This window comes from Duganella phyllosphaerae (assembly GCF_001758785.1).
GTDB classification, from domain to species: Bacteria; Pseudomonadota; Gammaproteobacteria; order Burkholderiales; family Burkholderiaceae_D; genus Rugamonas; species Rugamonas phyllosphaerae.
Map to the genome: position 1 here is coordinate 25259 of NZ_LROM01000152.1, position 15421 is coordinate 40679.

A 15421-nucleotide genomic window follows, 5' to 3' on the forward strand; every position below is an offset into this window, starting at 1 on the left:
CAGCGGCGGTCTTTAGCCGTTCGAACTGGTGGTCGGCGAAGGCGAGGAGGCTGGCGACGAGACCGTCAAAAAATTGGCGTCAACCTCCAGGGCGGCGCTGACCTTATCTTCCCAAGTGGGGAATTTCGCGAAGGCGGCGGCCACCATGTTCTTGTCGAATGGCACGGGCACGCCAGCGCTGGTGAAGCCGTACCAGCCGGTGACCACCGACAGCGCCAGACGGGTCGCATTGCTGTCGATCACGTCAACCAGCTTGCTGGCGCCGGCGTCAGTCTTAGCGTCGATCGCGGTTTTGCGCACGGCGGCCTTCTGGTAGCCCTCGGCGCGAACCGCATGGCTGGCAGCCTGGTACTCGGGGCTGTTCTTGCCGACGATGACCAGGCCGGCGGTGGCGTTGCCATCCTCGTCGAACAAGACGTCAACGTTGAAGGTTTTGGTAACGACCGCAGCAGCTGCCAGATTGGCGATGTCGAAGCCGGATGCGATGATGGTGGTCGCGGCGTTGTGGGTGGCGGCAACAGCGGAGGTTTCGGTGTTGGTGATAGCGTTCATGGGTAATACCTTTCGTCGGATGAATAGGTGCCGGTGCCGGCCGCCGCGCCGACGAAGGCGACAGCGTCCGGTCCGTGCTGGGGTGGCTTGCGCCAAACTGGAATCGCCGGCGGTGCCGGCGGTGGATTACAGCGTCGTGTCCTGGATGGCCAGGGTGGTGCCCTCGTGCTGGGCATCGCTACCCTTGTAGCGCAGCACGTCGAATTGGCAGGTGATGATTTTGTTCTTCTCGCCGTCATCGACCTTTGCCGAGGTGATCTTGATGCGGCCCATCTGCAGCGCCATCACGTCCGCCAGCGCCGCATTACTGGCCGCCATGGCATAGGCCAGCGATACCTCGGTCTCGGTTTTGAAGTAGTCGAGGTAGGCCGCGTCCTGCATCAGGACGGTGAATTGGCCGGAGCCGATCACCTTGCCGCGCGATGCAGCGGTTGCATACTTAGTGCCCAGCACCGGGTCGATCTTGACCTGGCCGTCGAGCGACACCGACATGCCGGTGCAAATCTGCGACGGGATGCCATTGACAGAAAGCATCGCGGTGGCGCCGGAGAACTTACCGCCGGTCGGCGTGGCCGCCGGAGTGGTGAAGTAGGCGGCGGCCGTAGTGGCATCTTCGCGCTTACCCATGAAGGTGAAGTCGCAGCTGGTCAGGCCGTTGGGCTGTACCGCCATATCCATCTTGCTGACCAGCTGATCGACGAAGGTGCGGTGCACCACCACGTCCGGCTGTTGAATCTCAGCGGTGAACCAGTCGGTGGTGTGGCCGGTCAGTGGGGTGAACGTGCGCTTGCCGGGTGCGGCGATCGCCACGCTGTCGCCGGCGGCCTTTGCAACGACGGCGCTACCGTCAAGGTACTGGCCGGTGATCTTGAGCGCGGTTACTGCGGTCACGAAGAAGTTGCGGCCATTGTTTGCGGCGGCGGGCGCAGTGAAGCCGGTCACGCGAACGACCGTGCCGGCGCGGTGACCGTCGGCCAGGAAGGAACCTGCGGCACGGGTGAAGCCGTCGGCCACAGCAGCGATGGTGATGGCGGCAGCCGTAGCGCCGGCAACGGTCCAGTCGCGCCGCATCAGGGCGGCCATCAGCACTGAATAGGTGCCGCAGGATGCCTCGCCCTTGATGTCGCCCGTCACGCGGAAGTTGCCCAGGCGGGTGTCCCCCTGCTGCTGGCTCGGGTCGATCTCGTTTGACGAGTACTTGTCGGCCTCGGTATCGAAGGAGCTGGTGACGCGCGGGTAGAGCTGGCCGGCGCCGACCGGGGCCTTCGCGCCCTCGGCAGTTTGTTTGCCCAGCACCAGAAGGGTGTTGATGCCGTTTGCAGTAGCAGCCATGTGAAGCCTTTCAGGAATGAAAAAGGCCCGCACGCGGCGAGCCAGAATGAAAAACCGCCTTTCGACGGCCGTGTGATTTGCTACGCTGTGAAGATGTCCGCGTGCCAGCGGATCCTGACGATTTGCATCCACCGTCCATCGACCTGCTCACCCCGGTCGATCTCGGGTGTTCGGTCAATCTGGACGGTGACGCCGCCATCCGAAAAAGCAGATCCGCGCTTGAACAGCGCCCGGATCGCTTCGGCGCGCAGCGCGCAGTCCAGCGTGCCAACAAGCGGCGGATATTGCAGATTGACCTGCATCACGCCCTGCTCTTTGTGGTAGGCCTCGCCCAGCGTCGGATTGCCTGGCTCGGCCACCAGCAGGTAGGCCGCGCAATAAGGCCGGTCCGGTACCGGGTCATACGGCACGTTTTCGTGCACGATGTCGATGGCTGGATCAATGCTAGCCAGCGCCTGCTCGAGCGCGTTTCGGATGTTGGGGATCGTCATATCGAATAACTCTGGTAGCCCTGCGCGAAGTCCGCGCTGCTGGTGCCGGCGCGCACGCCGTTCACAGCCGCATCAACGATGTTGCTCCACTCGACCACGGTCAGCGCGACCAGGCCGACGGGCGCCTGGCGCGACCAGCCTTTCTCGATGCGGCTTGCGTACGGCAGATTGTTCATCAGGTAGAAAACCTCCCCCGCCTTCGCGGCAGCAACGATGCCAGCGTGCGCGGCGATGGTTGCCTTGCCGTCCTGGTCGATGATGTTGAGCGCGCCAGTCGCGGGAGAGCCGACGGACATTTGCCAGTTGCCCCGGAATCGGCCGCCGACATAGCCCTTGGGCGGAGCATGCTTCCAATATTTGGCGTCGCCCACAGGGGATCGACTCACCAGCCTGCCGTCGATGCTGGCCAGGCAGTAGCGCACCACCTTATCGGTGTCGTCTTTGGTCTTCTGGACCCATGCGGCGATCTGCAATGCGAAGGTGCCCATCAGATCCTCCCGACCAGCCGCCACAGCACGACGATGCCGCCAGGAGCGACCTTGTCAACGTTCTTGACGGTGTACACCACGCCGCCGGCCAGCACCTGGTCCTCGTTCTTCATCGGCGCCAGTGGCGCGCCGGTTTCGTCGAGCGCAGACATCGTGATCTTGCGGTCGCCGGATTTGATCAGCGTGCCGTTGATGGCGCCGATGCCGAGGTCGTTGGTTGTCAGCCCGGTTTCAATGCCCCAGGCTTTCTTGATGATGGGTGGCGCCGGCACCAGGGCACCGCCAACGTAGGTACCTGGCTGTTTGAATGTGAGCGTGAGCAGCTGCCCATCCTCGCGGAGGGCTTCGTCGGCGTCGATGGCATCTTGTGCGTAATCGCTCATTTCGCTTCCAGGTAGTCATGCGTCGGCGTCTTCGCGAAGCGCACTGCTTTGATGGTGGCCTTGCCATCGATCAGCGCGCGCAGCACCCGGTGCCAGCCGTCCATGATGAAGCCCTGCTCACTAAGGATAATCGGGTGGGAGATATCGACGTCCAGCGCTCTACGCATGTGGAAGGCCATGCCGTACGGCGACGCTTCTGGCGTCCATACCTCGGCACCAAGATAGATTGCGGCAAGAGGCAAGTCAAACGCCTCCAGATCCTTGGTCTGCGCGATTAAGTTCGTGACAGTCCACACCTTACCGTTGTGGGAATAGCTGTTTTCGTGCACGGCGCAGCCTTCAATTTGCACCACTGGGTAGTTGATCACGCCCGCTCCAATCTTCCAGACAAGCCCGAACCGCACAAGAGCGGCTTGAGCAACTGATCCACCGCCCGGTACCGCACCGCCTCTGGTGCGCCATCCGCATACACGGTCTTGATCGGGCCGATGACCTTCTCCTTGATCGTTCGCTTCAGGGCCGGCGCCAGCTCGCCGCTTCTCGCCTGCAGCGCGAGGATGGCACAGGCATTCTGTACCTCCACCGGGACAATGTCCGACCCCAAGTAAGCATGGACGTCATCCAGTTCGACGTCGTAGCGCGGCCAGTCGAGTGCCTGGGCGGCAGTGCGGCGTCGGCCCTTCCAGCGCGCGCGGTACTGGCCGACCATGTACTCGGTCGCCTTGATCAGCAGCGACTCCTTCTCGCTTTCTACCAGAGCGGCCCAGGCGGCGTTGCCGCGCTTCGCGTGGTAGGCATCGGCGGCCGCCACGCTGGCATAGCTGTCAGCATCCGGCAGGCCGGCGCCGGTTTCGATGATGAGGGTCATGATTATCAGTTTCGAAGTTGTTGAAGCGTCACCACCTCGGCGAGGTCGGCCACTTCCAATGTGCGGATGTACTGGGCAAGCATGACCACGGCGGCGGCGATCGTGCCATCGCTGAACCCGGTATGAGTGCTGAAAATCGCGATGCCCTCGTTGGCGACGGCCTGATCGACATAAGCCTTCATTTTGTCGAAACACTGCTGTACGGTCTGGGAGCCGACGTACGTGTCCATGTTGTACGCACGGAGGTTGTATGGGTCGCCAGGCGGATTCGTGTCAGCGAACGCAAATGGAGCGAGCCCGTCACCAGCTGTGCCAGGCGAATTATCGAATCGACGGATCGTTGCGAACAACCGTTGGCAGGTCTTCGTGATCGGGCCGTCAATACCGAAGTTGTATCCGCCATACAGCGATCCATCGCGCATCCCGTCCAGATCGAAACCGAGCTGGGCTGCCATGATGAGGTTCTTGCGAGACTCCACCAGCCATTGCTGAGGCGTCCGGTCTGCATCCGACACCGTACCGTCGAAATAGTCCTGCGAAGCCATTTGCCAACCGTAACGCTGCTGCAGCGCAAGGAGGTTATCGATGGTCGGATTTCCGTCGGTGTTGGCCCCGCCCCCTATCATACGGCTTGCCGGCGACAGATACAGCACCACAGGGTATCCGTAAGGCGACAGGATTCGATGCGCATCCCACACGGCCTTGCCGTGGTTGTCATCGATTGTAAATACGATCGACGCCTTTCCGGTCGCAGGCGGCACGAACGACACATCACCAGGAATGACTGTCATATTGGTCGCGCCAGCGATACGGATGCGCGCAAAAGTGACCGCGGTCATATCGGCGCCAGCGCCGACTGCAGTGAAGCGCCCAGCGCCATAGCTGCGGGAGCCGTAGCTGTTCAGGCCGCTCATGCCTCCGCTCAAATCGGAGAATACGTTCAGCGTATGGAAGTCCGCACCAGGGGCGGACGGTGTGCCCGTCGAGAACAAATCGATGTTCATCGAGGTGAACCCGCCAGACGCAGGTGCGGCTTTTTGGATGGTCACATGAATCGCGCCGGCCGTCACGTCGATGGGCGTCGGGGCATTGTCCTCGGACAAAATGGAGGCCGTCGTGTCCGTGGTAAACGTGACGTTTGGTGCCGTAGCATTGCCGAACTGGGAGACGGGCCCGTATGAGCCGTACACCTGGTCGGTAGCCAGATTCACGTTCGCTTTGCTGAGGCCTGCAGTGATAATCGTCTTCGCAGCGGTGGACCACACCGAAATAGTTTTCCGCTTAAACTTGATCCGCTTGAACGGAGCGAAATCCGCAATGCCTGCTGGTTGATCATACGGCGCATTCTGCATATCGCCCAGCGGGATGGTTGCCTCCGGACTGAGAATGTCGGAGCGTGCATACTCGCGCACTGGCGCGCCCGAACCCGGCATGCGGCTGGTGAATGCCTGGACGCACATAGCTGCGCCGCCGGTGCTATCGGGCGACACGCAGCTGATCTGGTTGACGTTGGTCACACCTACTACCATCGTCTGATTGCGGCTCAGCTTGGCGACACCAGTACCAATTTTGACCAGGATGTCCTTGTTGTAGTTGTTGGTCAGCTCGGCGCCGACGCATGCTTGCGTAGGCGCGATCTGGTACGCCGTACCGGATGCGGTGCTTGCGACCAACTGCACTACCGGGTACGTGAGCGAGGTATTGGCGAACGTCAGGTTCACGGCTACGCGCAGGCTGTCACGCGAGGTGGCGTAATCGCGGCGGCGGAAGCCGATCTGATTTGCATTGGTGATGCCAAAAATCGGGAACACCTCGCCGGGGCGGATCCGGTAGAACGTGGCGCCACCGTTGCGGTTGAACTCAACCATCACGCCTGTGTTGTTTCGCACGATGACGCAGTTGCAGTCGGTCGCGGTTGGCGAGGCCACCCCGCCGCCGGTTGCGCTGGCTGGCGTCGTCACCGTGCCGAAGCCCAGGACCGAGTAGCTCTCGGACGGCCCGCCTCCGCTGCCTGGTGCGCTGATCTTGCCCTGGCCATCGACTGTAATAGTAGTGCCGTCGGGCTTTACACCACCCAGCACATCAGGCGTCGCCACCGGGAGCGTATAACCTCCGCCGCCGCCCTGAGCGATCTTGATTTGCCCGGTGATGACGCCGGCGTAGCAGAACACCAGCACCTTGCGCTGCTCATCGAATGGGCCGATCTGCGGCAGTGCTCCAGGACCGATTGACCACGACTGGGTGGAGTTGGTGCCCCCAAGTACCGGATCGAGCAGGTACGCCACTCCCGCCGCGTCATCCGAACCAGTGAGTACCAATACTTTTCCCTCCGGGATTGGAAGGGTTTTGGCAGACTCGCCAGCTTTGATCGTGGTGGTTGTAGACATTGGCTATCTCGGTGGCGGAATGGGAAAAGCCCGCGCGCGGCGGGCTGGTGGTGATGCTGGTGGTGCTTTACTTCTTGGCAGTGTCGGCAGCGGCCTTCTCGGCAGCTTTGGCGGCAGCCTTGTCGGCAGCAGCTTTGTCGGCAGCGGCCTTCTCGGCGGCGGCGCGCTCGTCGGCGAGGCGCTGGGCCTCGGCTTCATTGGCGCGGGCTTGGTTGTCCAGGCGGTCGCGCTCTGCGTCCATCTCTCGTTCGCGCGCCAGCAGGCGCTCGTGAGCAGCTTGCAGCTCGGCTACGGTAGGCGCGCGCTCGATGACGCCCATACCCTGGTCGGTACCGTCGTCGTACAGCTCGTGCACGTCGGGGTTGAAGTCGGCCTGGTCGATGACGACGAAAGCGCCCTGGGTAGCTGGATGGGTGGATTTGACTTTGATGGTTGGCATTGCGTTCTCGCAGGTTGCCCGGCACCGTGGTGGCCGCCGGGTGGTGTTGGTGAATTAGCCCAGCAGGATGCCGATGTGCTCGTCTTTCGCGGCGCCTACGCCCCAGACCAGCGCGATCTCGTATTGCACCTGGCGGTACTGCATGTACATGCTCACCTCGAACGACAGGCCCGAGACAGGGTCGGTGATGATGGTGCGGTCAGCGGCCGAGTCGCCCTGCGCTGGCAGCGCCGGCACACGAGTCGCCAGCACGATGGCCGAGCGGGCGAAGAACATGTTGCGGAAGCCGACGTTGGCTACGGTGATCGCGGTCGCGGCAGCTGGGATCGCTTGCAGTAGGCCAGGCGCAGCAATGGTGATGGTGCCGCCATCGGCCGAGCTGGCGTCGCCGGAGGAAACCACATACTTGTTCTCAGGATCGCCTGCGATGCTGATCACGTCGCCAGCCACGAACGAGCCGGTGCCGGCGGCAGCCAGGGTGATGACCGTGGCGCCGAAGGCATAGCCGTTTGCGTTGGTGGTGGCGCCGGCGGCGGTGCCCTTCGCTGGGCGCTTGATCTGCGCGGACTGGCGCAGCGCCAGGCCTTGCAGGCGGTCGGTAATGCCGTCGCGCAGCATGTCTTCACGACCCGCTTTCTCGACGTTGAACAGGCCCGATTGCTTGCCGCGCATGTTCTGCATCGCTGCCGAGCCCAGCACCATCTGGAAGTCCAGGCCCTGGGCGCCGTTGTCTTCCAGGATGCGCAGCGCGCCGGCGGTGTCGCCGAGGTCGTTTGCAATACCGAAAGGCGCGGTGCCCGGGGTGCCGTAGGCGCGGGAGGCCTTGACGTGCAGCGCGGTCAGGTCCGATTCGACTTCGTTGCACAGCGTGCGCATCGCCTGGGCGAACTGGTCGCGCAGGATGATGTTGTAGCTGTTGCCGCTGTTATCCAGGGCCAGCTTCTCTTCGCCGTTCCAGCGGATCGGCACGCGGCGCGCCTTGGTCAAGGTCACCGACTTGTTGCCGATGTTTTGGTCGCCGTCATTCGGGGGCGTCACGGCTGGCGTGATGTCGGTCGCGGTCGCGGCAGGTGCCACTGGCGAAGTGACCACCTGGCCGACAGCCGCACGGGCGAACGTCATGTCAGCGGACACGGCGGGGATCATGCCCACCTGTTCGCGCGAGACGACGTCCATCGCGTTGTACAGGGTGGTGATCAGGCCGGTCAGGTTGTTCGGGCCCAGCACCAGGCCGGTCTTTGCGGCGTAGTTCCAGATGTGGGCCTGAACCAGTTCGCCGACTACCTTGGCGCAGAACGCAGCTTTGTCGGCGCAAGTGGTGACGGCCTGGGCAGTCGAGGACAGGGCCATCGCAGCAAAAGCGACGATGGAAATCAACATTTTCTTCATGATGGAATTGCCTTTAATTGGTGGTTTGAGGTTTTGAACAGAGAGGCCATCCAGCCCAAAAGCACCGACTTGCCCATCCAGGCGCCGGCAAAGCACTGCGGTACTACGGAAACGAAGAAGCCCGCGCGCGGCGGGCCTCGGTTACTGCTATGGCGACGATCAGTCGACGATCGCTGCGCCTTCTTTCATTGCGCCGGCGCGGGCCATGGGGTCCATGGCGTCGTACGCGGCGCGGGTGATTTGCTTCTTGCCATCGGCAGTCTTGCCGCCGTTGCCTTGGGCGCCGCTACCGGATGCGCCGGACCCGGCCAGAATCTGCTCCTTAAACGGGCAGGCGGCAACCAGTTGAGCGAGGCCTTCATCGAAGTCGGCGATTTCACCCGGACGGGTCGGCGAGAAGATCTTGTTGCCGGCTGCGTCGTATGGAACCATCTTGCCATCTTCGACCTTGAAGTTGTTGCCGAAGTAGGCGCGTGCCATTTCAGGCGGGATCGCAAGATGGCTCGGGTGCTTGGCTTCTTTGTTGAACAGCTTCGAGCCGGTGAAACCACCGCCGATCATATGGTTGTTCAATTCGGTGGTGCGCTTTTCCAGTGTCGCAGTCAGCTCCTGCAACTGTTGGGCACTGGCTTTGGCCTGGGCCGCAACCTGCTCTTGCGCCGTTTTGGCAGCAGCATCCTGGATTTCCTTGACCTGGGCGGCCGTCTTCAGTTCACCGGAGCTCAGGCTCTTGACGGTGTTGAGGGCGGCCAGCGCCGCCACGCCGTCTTCGATGCCTTCGAAAGATTTCAGCTTGCTCTCGGCAGCTTCCTTCGCCTCGCGGTGGGTCTTGGCCTCGCCGTTCAGGCGGGTGATCGTGCCCAGCGTGGCCTCGGCATCGAATGGTGCCTCGGTGCCATTGGCGTGGATGAAGATCGGCAGCTTCTTCTCATCCAGGGCGATGGTGCCGTCGGCGTTGTATTTGTATGGCATGGTCTGACTTTCCGGGCATCCGCCCTATCGATGGCCTTCCGGCCGTGCACCGCGTCGCGTCCGCTTGCGGCATAAAAAAACCGCCTCGAGGGCGGCATGGTGAATTCGGTGGTTGCTACATTCGCTCCAGGCGCTCGGCCCGGAATATGTCGTCAGGGTGATTCGACAGCTTACGCAGCGCGCTGGCCATGTGGCAGCCATGGCCATTTGCGACGGCGTAGTCGTCGGCCTCCAGTTCCTGCCGGCGCCGGCGGCGCGCGCCAGGGTTCAGGAACAGGCATCGCAGCATCAAGTTGGTCCAGACGTGCAGGTGATGCCGGTGGCCGTTCTCGTGCGAAGTTACCGCGGCTATTTCGTCGGCCGTGAGCAGCGTCGGCAACCAGGTCGGCAGCCGCGCGCGGAATCCGTCGAAGTGCGCCTGGTGCACCGGCAGCGCCGTGGCGACCAGCGCGACCATAAGCAGGTTGAACGCGACCCAGCCGGCCCACAGCCAGCAGATGATATTAATGGCTGTTTGCATATGTTTCGGATGTAAAAAAACCGCCAGGTTGCCCGGGCGGCTTTGTGGATGCTGCACTAAAAAAATTTACTCGGCGACGCGTAGATATGTCTGGTGATTCGAGCCTGTCTTCTCGCCCAACTCAATGCCTGGAGTTAGGCCGGCAGACACTCCCGCGAAGAAATCCTTGCCAGCTGCGATGCGAGCCGATTTTGAAAAACCCTCCCAATCATCCTTTGAAAACAACTTCTTCAGAATGAAGGGCTCACTTCCAACCGCACGCCTTGACGCGATTTTTTCAGCCTTACGCGCAATGCTGTGTGCCTCAGCATCATAAGTCAGCTCGCCAGCCTTTTTCAAAAGATAGGCACCTATTCCCGGACAGCCCGCAGCTCGTGATTTCGCGAGAAGCCGCGCATAGGACTCATCAGACATTACAACACGAACATTCTTCATAATAAACTCCGAGAAGGCGTGACACGCCAATGGAGCAATACTACGGGAAAAAACTCTGAGATGCAATCGATATTGATTGCATCTGACATGCTTTAATCTCTTTACATCACCACCGTGCTCGCTGTTCATCAGGCAGCCGAAGCAGATAGCCCGCCGCGTGCGACTTTCGAGCTTGGGCGCCTGGAGCGCACCGCCCATCACGTAGCGGTCGACGGCACGCCATTACTCAGCAAAAAATGGGCGGCTTGCGCGCCATGCGCCACCAGAATGATCTTGCGCGCTGGCGCGCCACCTGGCAGTTTTACACCGGCGCCACCGAAGCCGGCAGCCTGGAGCTGCGCCAGCGCGGCGGCCAGGCCATCGACGTCAAGGTCAACGAGCGGCGCAGTAAGTAGGGATTTGGGATCGAAGGTCATGCGTCGATTCTACCCTACTGCGAGTACATCGCCTTGAGCTGCTCGAGCTTGAGCGCCCGGCCTGACACGTCGACCAGGTCGCGCGAGTTCAGTTTGCCAGCGCGGAACAGTTCCGCCCTGCCCTTGCCCAGCGTCTCGTTTTGGAACTCAGCCCCCATCAGCTTAAGGAATTCGTCGAAGGTCGTCTTGGCGCTGATCGGGCCGGCGGCCGAGGCTCGCTGTGTCGGCTCCGGTTCGTCCATGTCGATGCCCATGTCGCGCAAGCTCTTCATGATGGCGATCTCGGAGCTGCGGCAGTTCCAGTGGCGCGGCACGCCGCCGTCCCATGGTAGCGCGTTCCCGTCGATAGGATTGTATTCCCAATCCCAAGAGGCGCCGCTGTACGCGATGCACAGATGACTTGTATGACTGTCCAGCGTACTTACCTGCATAAATCCGTCGGTCACGTCGCGGTTCAGTTCGAATGTGGCGCGGCGCGCGGCAGCAGCCACGGTGGCCAAGCTGGTTTGCACGATCGCGGCGGCATTCTTCTTAGCCAGCGGCACGATGCCCGGAATTCCAGGCTGAATCACTGGCGCCGGGGCGGGCGCCTTCGCCGTCGGCGCGGCCGGCGGCAAAACAGCAGCATCTTGCCCGACGATCCGCTTGATGATCTGGGCGTTCGTCTCGCCCTGAGCGGCGCCGATGCGGATCTGGTTGGCCAGCTTGAACTGCGTGTCCTGCTGCTGGCGCAACCACCAGTTCTTGGCCGGCGAGCCTTGAATCAGGATGTCGCCGGCCAGCTTGCGCAGGTAGCCCTCGGTCGGGATGCCGACGCTCATGCGCACGGCAGCGCTGATCTCACCAGGTGCTGCGCGTTCGATCACGCCCGCGAGGGCCTGGCGCACCGCCATCGATTCAACCTCGGCGATGCCGAAGAGATCGACCTGCAGCTGCGCCCGGCCGTAGTACCTGGCAATCAGGTCGTTCGACTCGCGCAGCACGGCATTTCGACCTGCGCGGCTCAGCGCGGACAGTTCGCCGGCGTTGGCAATCGTCGATACCAGGTCCTTTTGCATCAGCACCAGCAGGGCCAGTACTCGCGCCTTAACCTCGGCCTCGACGCGCAGCATCTTGACGCCGCTTGCCATTAGCGCTTCGAGCAGCCATTCTTCAAGGGCGTTCATTACTCGGCGTCCACTGGATCAGGCTTCGGCATCGGCACTTCGAACATAGGGGGCTCCAGACTGATGCGGCTTTGCACGTCCTTCCAGACCAGGTCCGGGTTCAGGATGCCGTAGCGCTGCATTTCATTGAAAGCGTCTTCCTTCGACATCAGGCCGTTGTTCACCAGCTGGACCAGCGCGATGACAAATGGCCCTGCCGTGGCGATGATCATGTCGGATGCGAAGTCATCGAACACGTCGAGCGTGCCCTTGTACTCCATGCGCATCGGCTGGTGCATCAGGTCCAGGGCGTTATCGAGCGTGTCTTCCAGGCCCTGCGTCATGCGCTGTAGCTGGCACTTCGCGTCGCCGTTCTCGATGTTGTTCTGGGTTGCGGTACTTGCGACTTCGCTGGCCACCAGCAGCTCAGCGCCCATCGCCCGCATCTGATCTTCCAGATCCTTGATGTCGTTGCGGCCGGCCTCGATGGCAGCACCGGTGTGCTCGACGTATTCGGCTTTGGCGCCGGTCGGCAGCCGGAGGAAGGTTTTTGCACCGATCTCGATGGTATCGTCATCAGTTACGCCGCTGATGGCCAGGATCGGAACGCGCGCGACGTGCAAGATGCTGCGCTGGTCGCTGGATGACTGCCAGTGCTCGACGTTCTTGTCCGCCATGTCCAGCAGCGGCGGCACGGCCGTCATGAAGCCGGTGCGCTTAGTGTAGAACGTGACCAGGGGAATATTCTCGAATGACGTTACACCGCTGTCATGCTCGACCCATTCGTCTTTTTGCGCGTCCCTGCCCTTGCGGTAGGTCGCCCACGTTCCAGGCGTGAGCACGCGGATCTGCTCCACCATGACCGTGCCGAAATCGCCGTCCGGCTCTTCCACACACTCCATGAGGCGCAGCATGTCCAATACTTCAACGCCGTTCTCGCCCTTGGTGCTGCGCCAGCCCAGCACTTGGCGAGGCTTGATGTGCACCAGATAAGGGCGCAAGCCGGCCTGTTTCTCGTCTGCCTGAGTGACGTACTTCCGGTTGCCATCCTTATCGATGGTCGGCGGAAGGTCCACCAGGATGTGCGTCAGGCCCTTAGCCAGCGCCTCGGTGAACACACTGTGGGCGAACACCGTGAGGTTGTTGCCACACAGATCGATGTTTGGCAGCCACTCCTCCGCCACCTTGTCGATGTCAGCGTACGTGATCTGCTCGGCGAAGGGCTTAGCGGCCATGTTCTCGACCGTGCGGCCCAGCGCGTTGTACAGCGTCGAGGTCTTGAGGCGGTAGTCGTAAGATTTCTGGCTCTCGCCCGGGAACTTGGGCAGGAACTTCTCGCCAGCCGCGCGCATGGTCTTGGTGCCGCCGACCAGCGCGTCGATCTTGTCCCAATCGGCCTCCATGGCCTCGACTGCTGCGGATTTGTCGTTGACCTTGTTGGACATAGCTTCCTTGCTTTAGAACGGCAGCTCGCTCGAGGAGCCGTTGCGCTTCACAATCGGGTACCGCTTCACGATGAAGTAGCCGTTGGCGTCGTTCGGGTGGTCGTGGCCGGATTTCTTATCAGGCTGGCCATCGGCGCCCCACACCTGCTGCTCCAGCGCCTCGGTGGTGGTCGGGCACAGGTCGGTGTTGATCTTCCACTGGCGCTCGCCGGCCGCGTTCAGGATCATCGCGTTGTAGGCGTTGACCCGGTCCTTCACGGCCGGGTTGGTGTGATTCACTTCCAGCTGGAAGCCGGCCGCGCGCAGGATCGACAGGTCCGACTCGCTGGCGTTCTTGCTACTGGTGTTCTGGCCGGAGGCATCCGGGTAAATCTTGACCTGGTGGCCCTTGTCCTTGAAGTCTTCCTTCAGGATCCTGGCCATCGCCGGCGTGTCGCGCACCTTCACGCGCTCGGCCAGCGTCAGCGGCATGCCCTCGCGAACCACATTGATGCAGGCGGTCATATTCTGCACGTTGAAGTCGAGGCCCACCTGCAGCGGCTCGCCCGGCAGGATGATCGCCGTGCTGCGGTTCTTGATGCGGTCGAAGTCGGGATAGACCGAACCGCTGGTCAAGTTGGTGAACTTGCCGCGCAGGTACGCGTCGATCAGCGCCGGCGGGTAGCTGGCCAGCAGCGACGGGATGTAATCGGCCGGGAGGTTGAGCTCGTTGTCGAACGTGCTCGCCTGGATCAGGCCGTACAGCGAGGCCAGCTCAGGCTTGTCCCGCACCGCCTTCACAAACTGCGCGTAGACGAACTTGAAGCCCTCCGGCGTGGTCGTCACGTCGATGCCGTTCAACAGGCCCGGCACGTTGTAGCGCATCCGTGCGATGATCTTGCGCCAGGCCGTCTCGGCCTTTTTCATCGGCATCACGTCGAGCTCGTCGATTAGCGCGTGGCCGATCTTGAAGCCCACGATGGTTTCCGGCTTCTCCATGGAACGGCAGATGACCGTGCCGCGATACAGCCGGCCCTCGTACACCTCGACCTCGTGGTCGCCCTGCTTGACCTTGATCTTGAGGCCCATCGCATAGGCCACCTCCTCCATCGTGGGATAGAAGATGTCGCGGATCTGCGGGTAGGTCGGCGCGAAGTAGCCCTGGCTGATGCCCGGCCACTGCCAGAAGTGCATACAGATGCCCACGCAGCCCACGAAGGTCTTGCCCGAGCCGAAGCCGGCCACGTAGGCCTTGTACTTATGCGGCAGGTTGAGGAAGTTCGCCTGGGGGATGTTCAGTTCGAGAGCTGGTGTCGTCATGCCGCGCGGCGTCCTTAACGCCGATCACGATCTGCACCGGTGTCGGCTTGTCGTCTTCGGGCTTGATGTCCTTGGTGGCCTTGATCAGGTCCAGGCCGATCTCGGCGGCGCCGTTGGCGAGCCGTGTCAGCGCGCCGATGTCGCTCAAGGCAACTCGGCTCGCATCGTCCATCGGCTTGGCGTCGTCAATCTCGTTGACCTTGGCGTGGGCAATGCCCGACAGCCGATGCGCGGTCGCAGCGCCGTAGCGTGCGGCGCCGGCCAGGTGCATCGAGATTTCCTTGAGCTCGTCGGCCAAGGTGCGCGCCTGAATTTGCGCACTAATCGGAAGTGCGCGGAAGGCCGTTTCTGCTGCAACCAATTGATTTGCAACATCTTTTACTTGTTTCGTCTGCGCACCACAGCGTTTGCGGATGGCGGCTTCGGAGATATCGAATTCGCGGGCAAGGGCTCTGCCTTTCTCCCCTGCGAGGAGGCGCCGCTCGATCTCCGACCACTGCTTTTCTGTCAGGGATGATTTGCGACCCATCGTAAACCTTCTGGTAATATTTCTCTAACTCAACGAAATCACCTCAAAGATGACCCGATACGTTCAAATGCAGCAAACCGATTTCTTCGGCTTCTCCCGTGCTTTCCCGGAATCAGACGCCCAAGCAATCCTCGGCGCGAGACTGAATGTTCGCTTTGATCTCTCGAATGGCTTCGGAATCCTACGGCCTGGAGACGACGTGAGTTTGATTTTCAAAAGCGGTTCAGGCATGCGCACGTATGAATTGAATTTCGCGAAGCTGTGCGACTTGCTCAGAGAGCCGCCTATTGATGACGAGTAAGCAGCGGCGCCTACTTCACGCTGCCTGGGA

At 61.8% G+C, this 15421-nt stretch carries 19 protein-coding genes; 2 read left to right on the plus strand and 17 right to left on the minus strand.

The window, feature by feature from the left end; genetic code table 11:
* Positions 1-12 precede the first annotated feature (12 nt).
* From DUPY_RS25415 to DUPY_RS27395, 13 genes are all read right to left on the minus strand, one after another.
* Complete coding sequence (locus DUPY_RS25415; protein ID WP_070251938.1) at positions 13-552, minus strand: hypothetical protein; 540 nt, start codon at positions 550-552, stop codon at positions 13-15.
* A 126-nt stretch (positions 553-678) separates the two neighbouring features.
* Positions 679-1884, minus strand: a complete 1206-nt coding sequence (locus DUPY_RS25420; protein WP_070251939.1) for a phage tail tube protein — start codon at positions 1882-1884, stop codon at positions 679-681.
* An 80-nt stretch (positions 1885-1964) separates the two neighbouring features.
* Positions 1965-2375 carry a phage tail terminator-like protein gene (locus DUPY_RS25425; RefSeq protein WP_070251940.1) on the minus strand — a complete coding sequence of 137 codons (411 nt, stop codon included), beginning with the start codon at positions 2373-2375 and terminating at the stop codon, positions 1965-1967.
* Complete coding sequence (locus DUPY_RS25430) at positions 2372-2863, minus strand: hypothetical protein (protein ID WP_070251941.1); 492 nt, start codon at positions 2861-2863, stop codon at positions 2372-2374. The genes DUPY_RS25425 and DUPY_RS25430 overlap by 4 nt, the downstream gene beginning before the upstream one ends.
* Positions 2863-3246 carry a hypothetical protein gene (locus DUPY_RS25435; protein ID WP_070251942.1) on the minus strand — a complete coding sequence of 128 codons (384 nt, stop codon included), beginning with the start codon at positions 3244-3246 and terminating at the stop codon, positions 2863-2865. Before DUPY_RS25435 ends, DUPY_RS25430 begins: the two co-directional genes overlap by 1 nt.
* Positions 3243-3614 carry a hypothetical protein gene (locus tag DUPY_RS25440; RefSeq protein WP_084640892.1) on the minus strand — a complete coding sequence of 124 codons (372 nt, stop codon included), beginning with the start codon at positions 3612-3614 and terminating at the stop codon, positions 3243-3245. The genes DUPY_RS25435 and DUPY_RS25440 overlap by 4 nt, the downstream gene beginning before the upstream one ends.
* Complete coding sequence (locus tag DUPY_RS25445) at positions 3611-4114, minus strand: DnaT-like ssDNA-binding protein (RefSeq protein WP_070251943.1); 504 nt, start codon at positions 4112-4114, stop codon at positions 3611-3613. The genes DUPY_RS25440 and DUPY_RS25445 overlap by 4 nt, the downstream gene beginning before the upstream one ends.
* A gap of 5 nt (positions 4115-4119) precedes the next feature.
* A complete protein-coding gene (locus DUPY_RS25450; RefSeq protein ID WP_141749675.1) occupies positions 4120-6501 on the minus strand; it encodes a polysaccharide deacetylase family protein in 2382 nt (793 codons plus the stop codon).
* 67 nt (positions 6502-6568) lie between these two features.
* The gene (locus tag DUPY_RS25455; RefSeq protein WP_070251945.1) at positions 6569-6940 is read right to left on the minus strand and encodes a hypothetical protein; all 372 of its coding nucleotides are present in this window, start codon (positions 6938-6940) and stop codon (positions 6569-6571) included.
* Between the two features lie 54 nt (positions 6941-6994).
* Complete coding sequence (locus DUPY_RS25460; RefSeq protein WP_070251946.1) at positions 6995-8329, minus strand: major capsid protein; 1335 nt, start codon at positions 8327-8329, stop codon at positions 6995-6997.
* A gap of 159 nt (positions 8330-8488) precedes the next feature.
* Complete coding sequence (locus DUPY_RS25465; RefSeq protein ID WP_070251947.1) at positions 8489-9301, minus strand: DUF6651 domain-containing protein; 813 nt, start codon at positions 9299-9301, stop codon at positions 8489-8491.
* 115 nt (positions 9302-9416) lie between these two features.
* Positions 9417-9821 (minus strand): M48 family metalloprotease, encoded by a 405-nt coding sequence (locus tag DUPY_RS25470; protein ID WP_070251948.1) that lies wholly within the window; start codon positions 9819-9821, stop codon positions 9417-9419.
* Between the two features lie 66 nt (positions 9822-9887).
* Entirely contained in the window at positions 9888-10256 is a 369-nt protein-coding gene (locus tag DUPY_RS27395; protein WP_167359115.1) for a DUF1413 domain-containing protein, read from the minus strand.
* A gap of 254 nt (positions 10257-10510) precedes the next feature.
* On the opposite strand from DUPY_RS27395, the gene DUPY_RS28525 reads away from it, so the two are divergent.
* Entirely contained in the window at positions 10511-10651 is a 141-nt protein-coding gene (locus DUPY_RS28525; protein ID WP_167359116.1) for a hypothetical protein, read from the plus strand.
* Between the two features lie 35 nt (positions 10652-10686).
* On the opposite strand, the gene DUPY_RS25475 is transcribed toward DUPY_RS28525, so the two are convergent.
* Genes DUPY_RS25475 through DUPY_RS25490 form a run of 4 tightly spaced genes read right to left on the minus strand, consistent with a single transcriptional unit; the run spans position 10687 to position 15090 of the window.
* On the minus strand, positions 10687-11838 hold the full coding sequence (locus DUPY_RS25475) for a hypothetical protein (RefSeq protein WP_070251949.1): 1152 nt from the start codon (positions 11836-11838) through the stop codon (positions 10687-10689).
* The gene (locus DUPY_RS25480; protein ID WP_070251950.1) at positions 11838-13262 is read right to left on the minus strand and encodes a DUF4055 domain-containing protein; all 1425 of its coding nucleotides are present in this window, start codon (positions 13260-13262) and stop codon (positions 11838-11840) included. Before DUPY_RS25480 ends, DUPY_RS25475 begins: the two co-directional genes overlap by 1 nt.
* Before the next feature lie 12 nt (positions 13263-13274).
* Entirely contained in the window at positions 13275-14561 is a 1287-nt protein-coding gene (locus tag DUPY_RS25485) for a terminase large subunit domain-containing protein (protein WP_070251951.1), read from the minus strand.
* On the minus strand, positions 14500-15090 hold the full coding sequence (locus DUPY_RS25490) for a helix-turn-helix domain-containing protein (protein ID WP_141749676.1): 591 nt from the start codon (positions 15088-15090) through the stop codon (positions 14500-14502). The genes DUPY_RS25485 and DUPY_RS25490 overlap by 62 nt, the downstream gene beginning before the upstream one ends.
* Before the next feature lie 67 nt (positions 15091-15157).
* Here DUPY_RS25490 and DUPY_RS25495 point away from each other — a divergent pair, with 67 nt between their 5' ends.
* Complete coding sequence (locus DUPY_RS25495; protein ID WP_070251953.1) at positions 15158-15391, plus strand: hypothetical protein; 234 nt, start codon at positions 15158-15160, stop codon at positions 15389-15391.
* Positions 15392-15421: the final 30 nt, after the last annotated feature.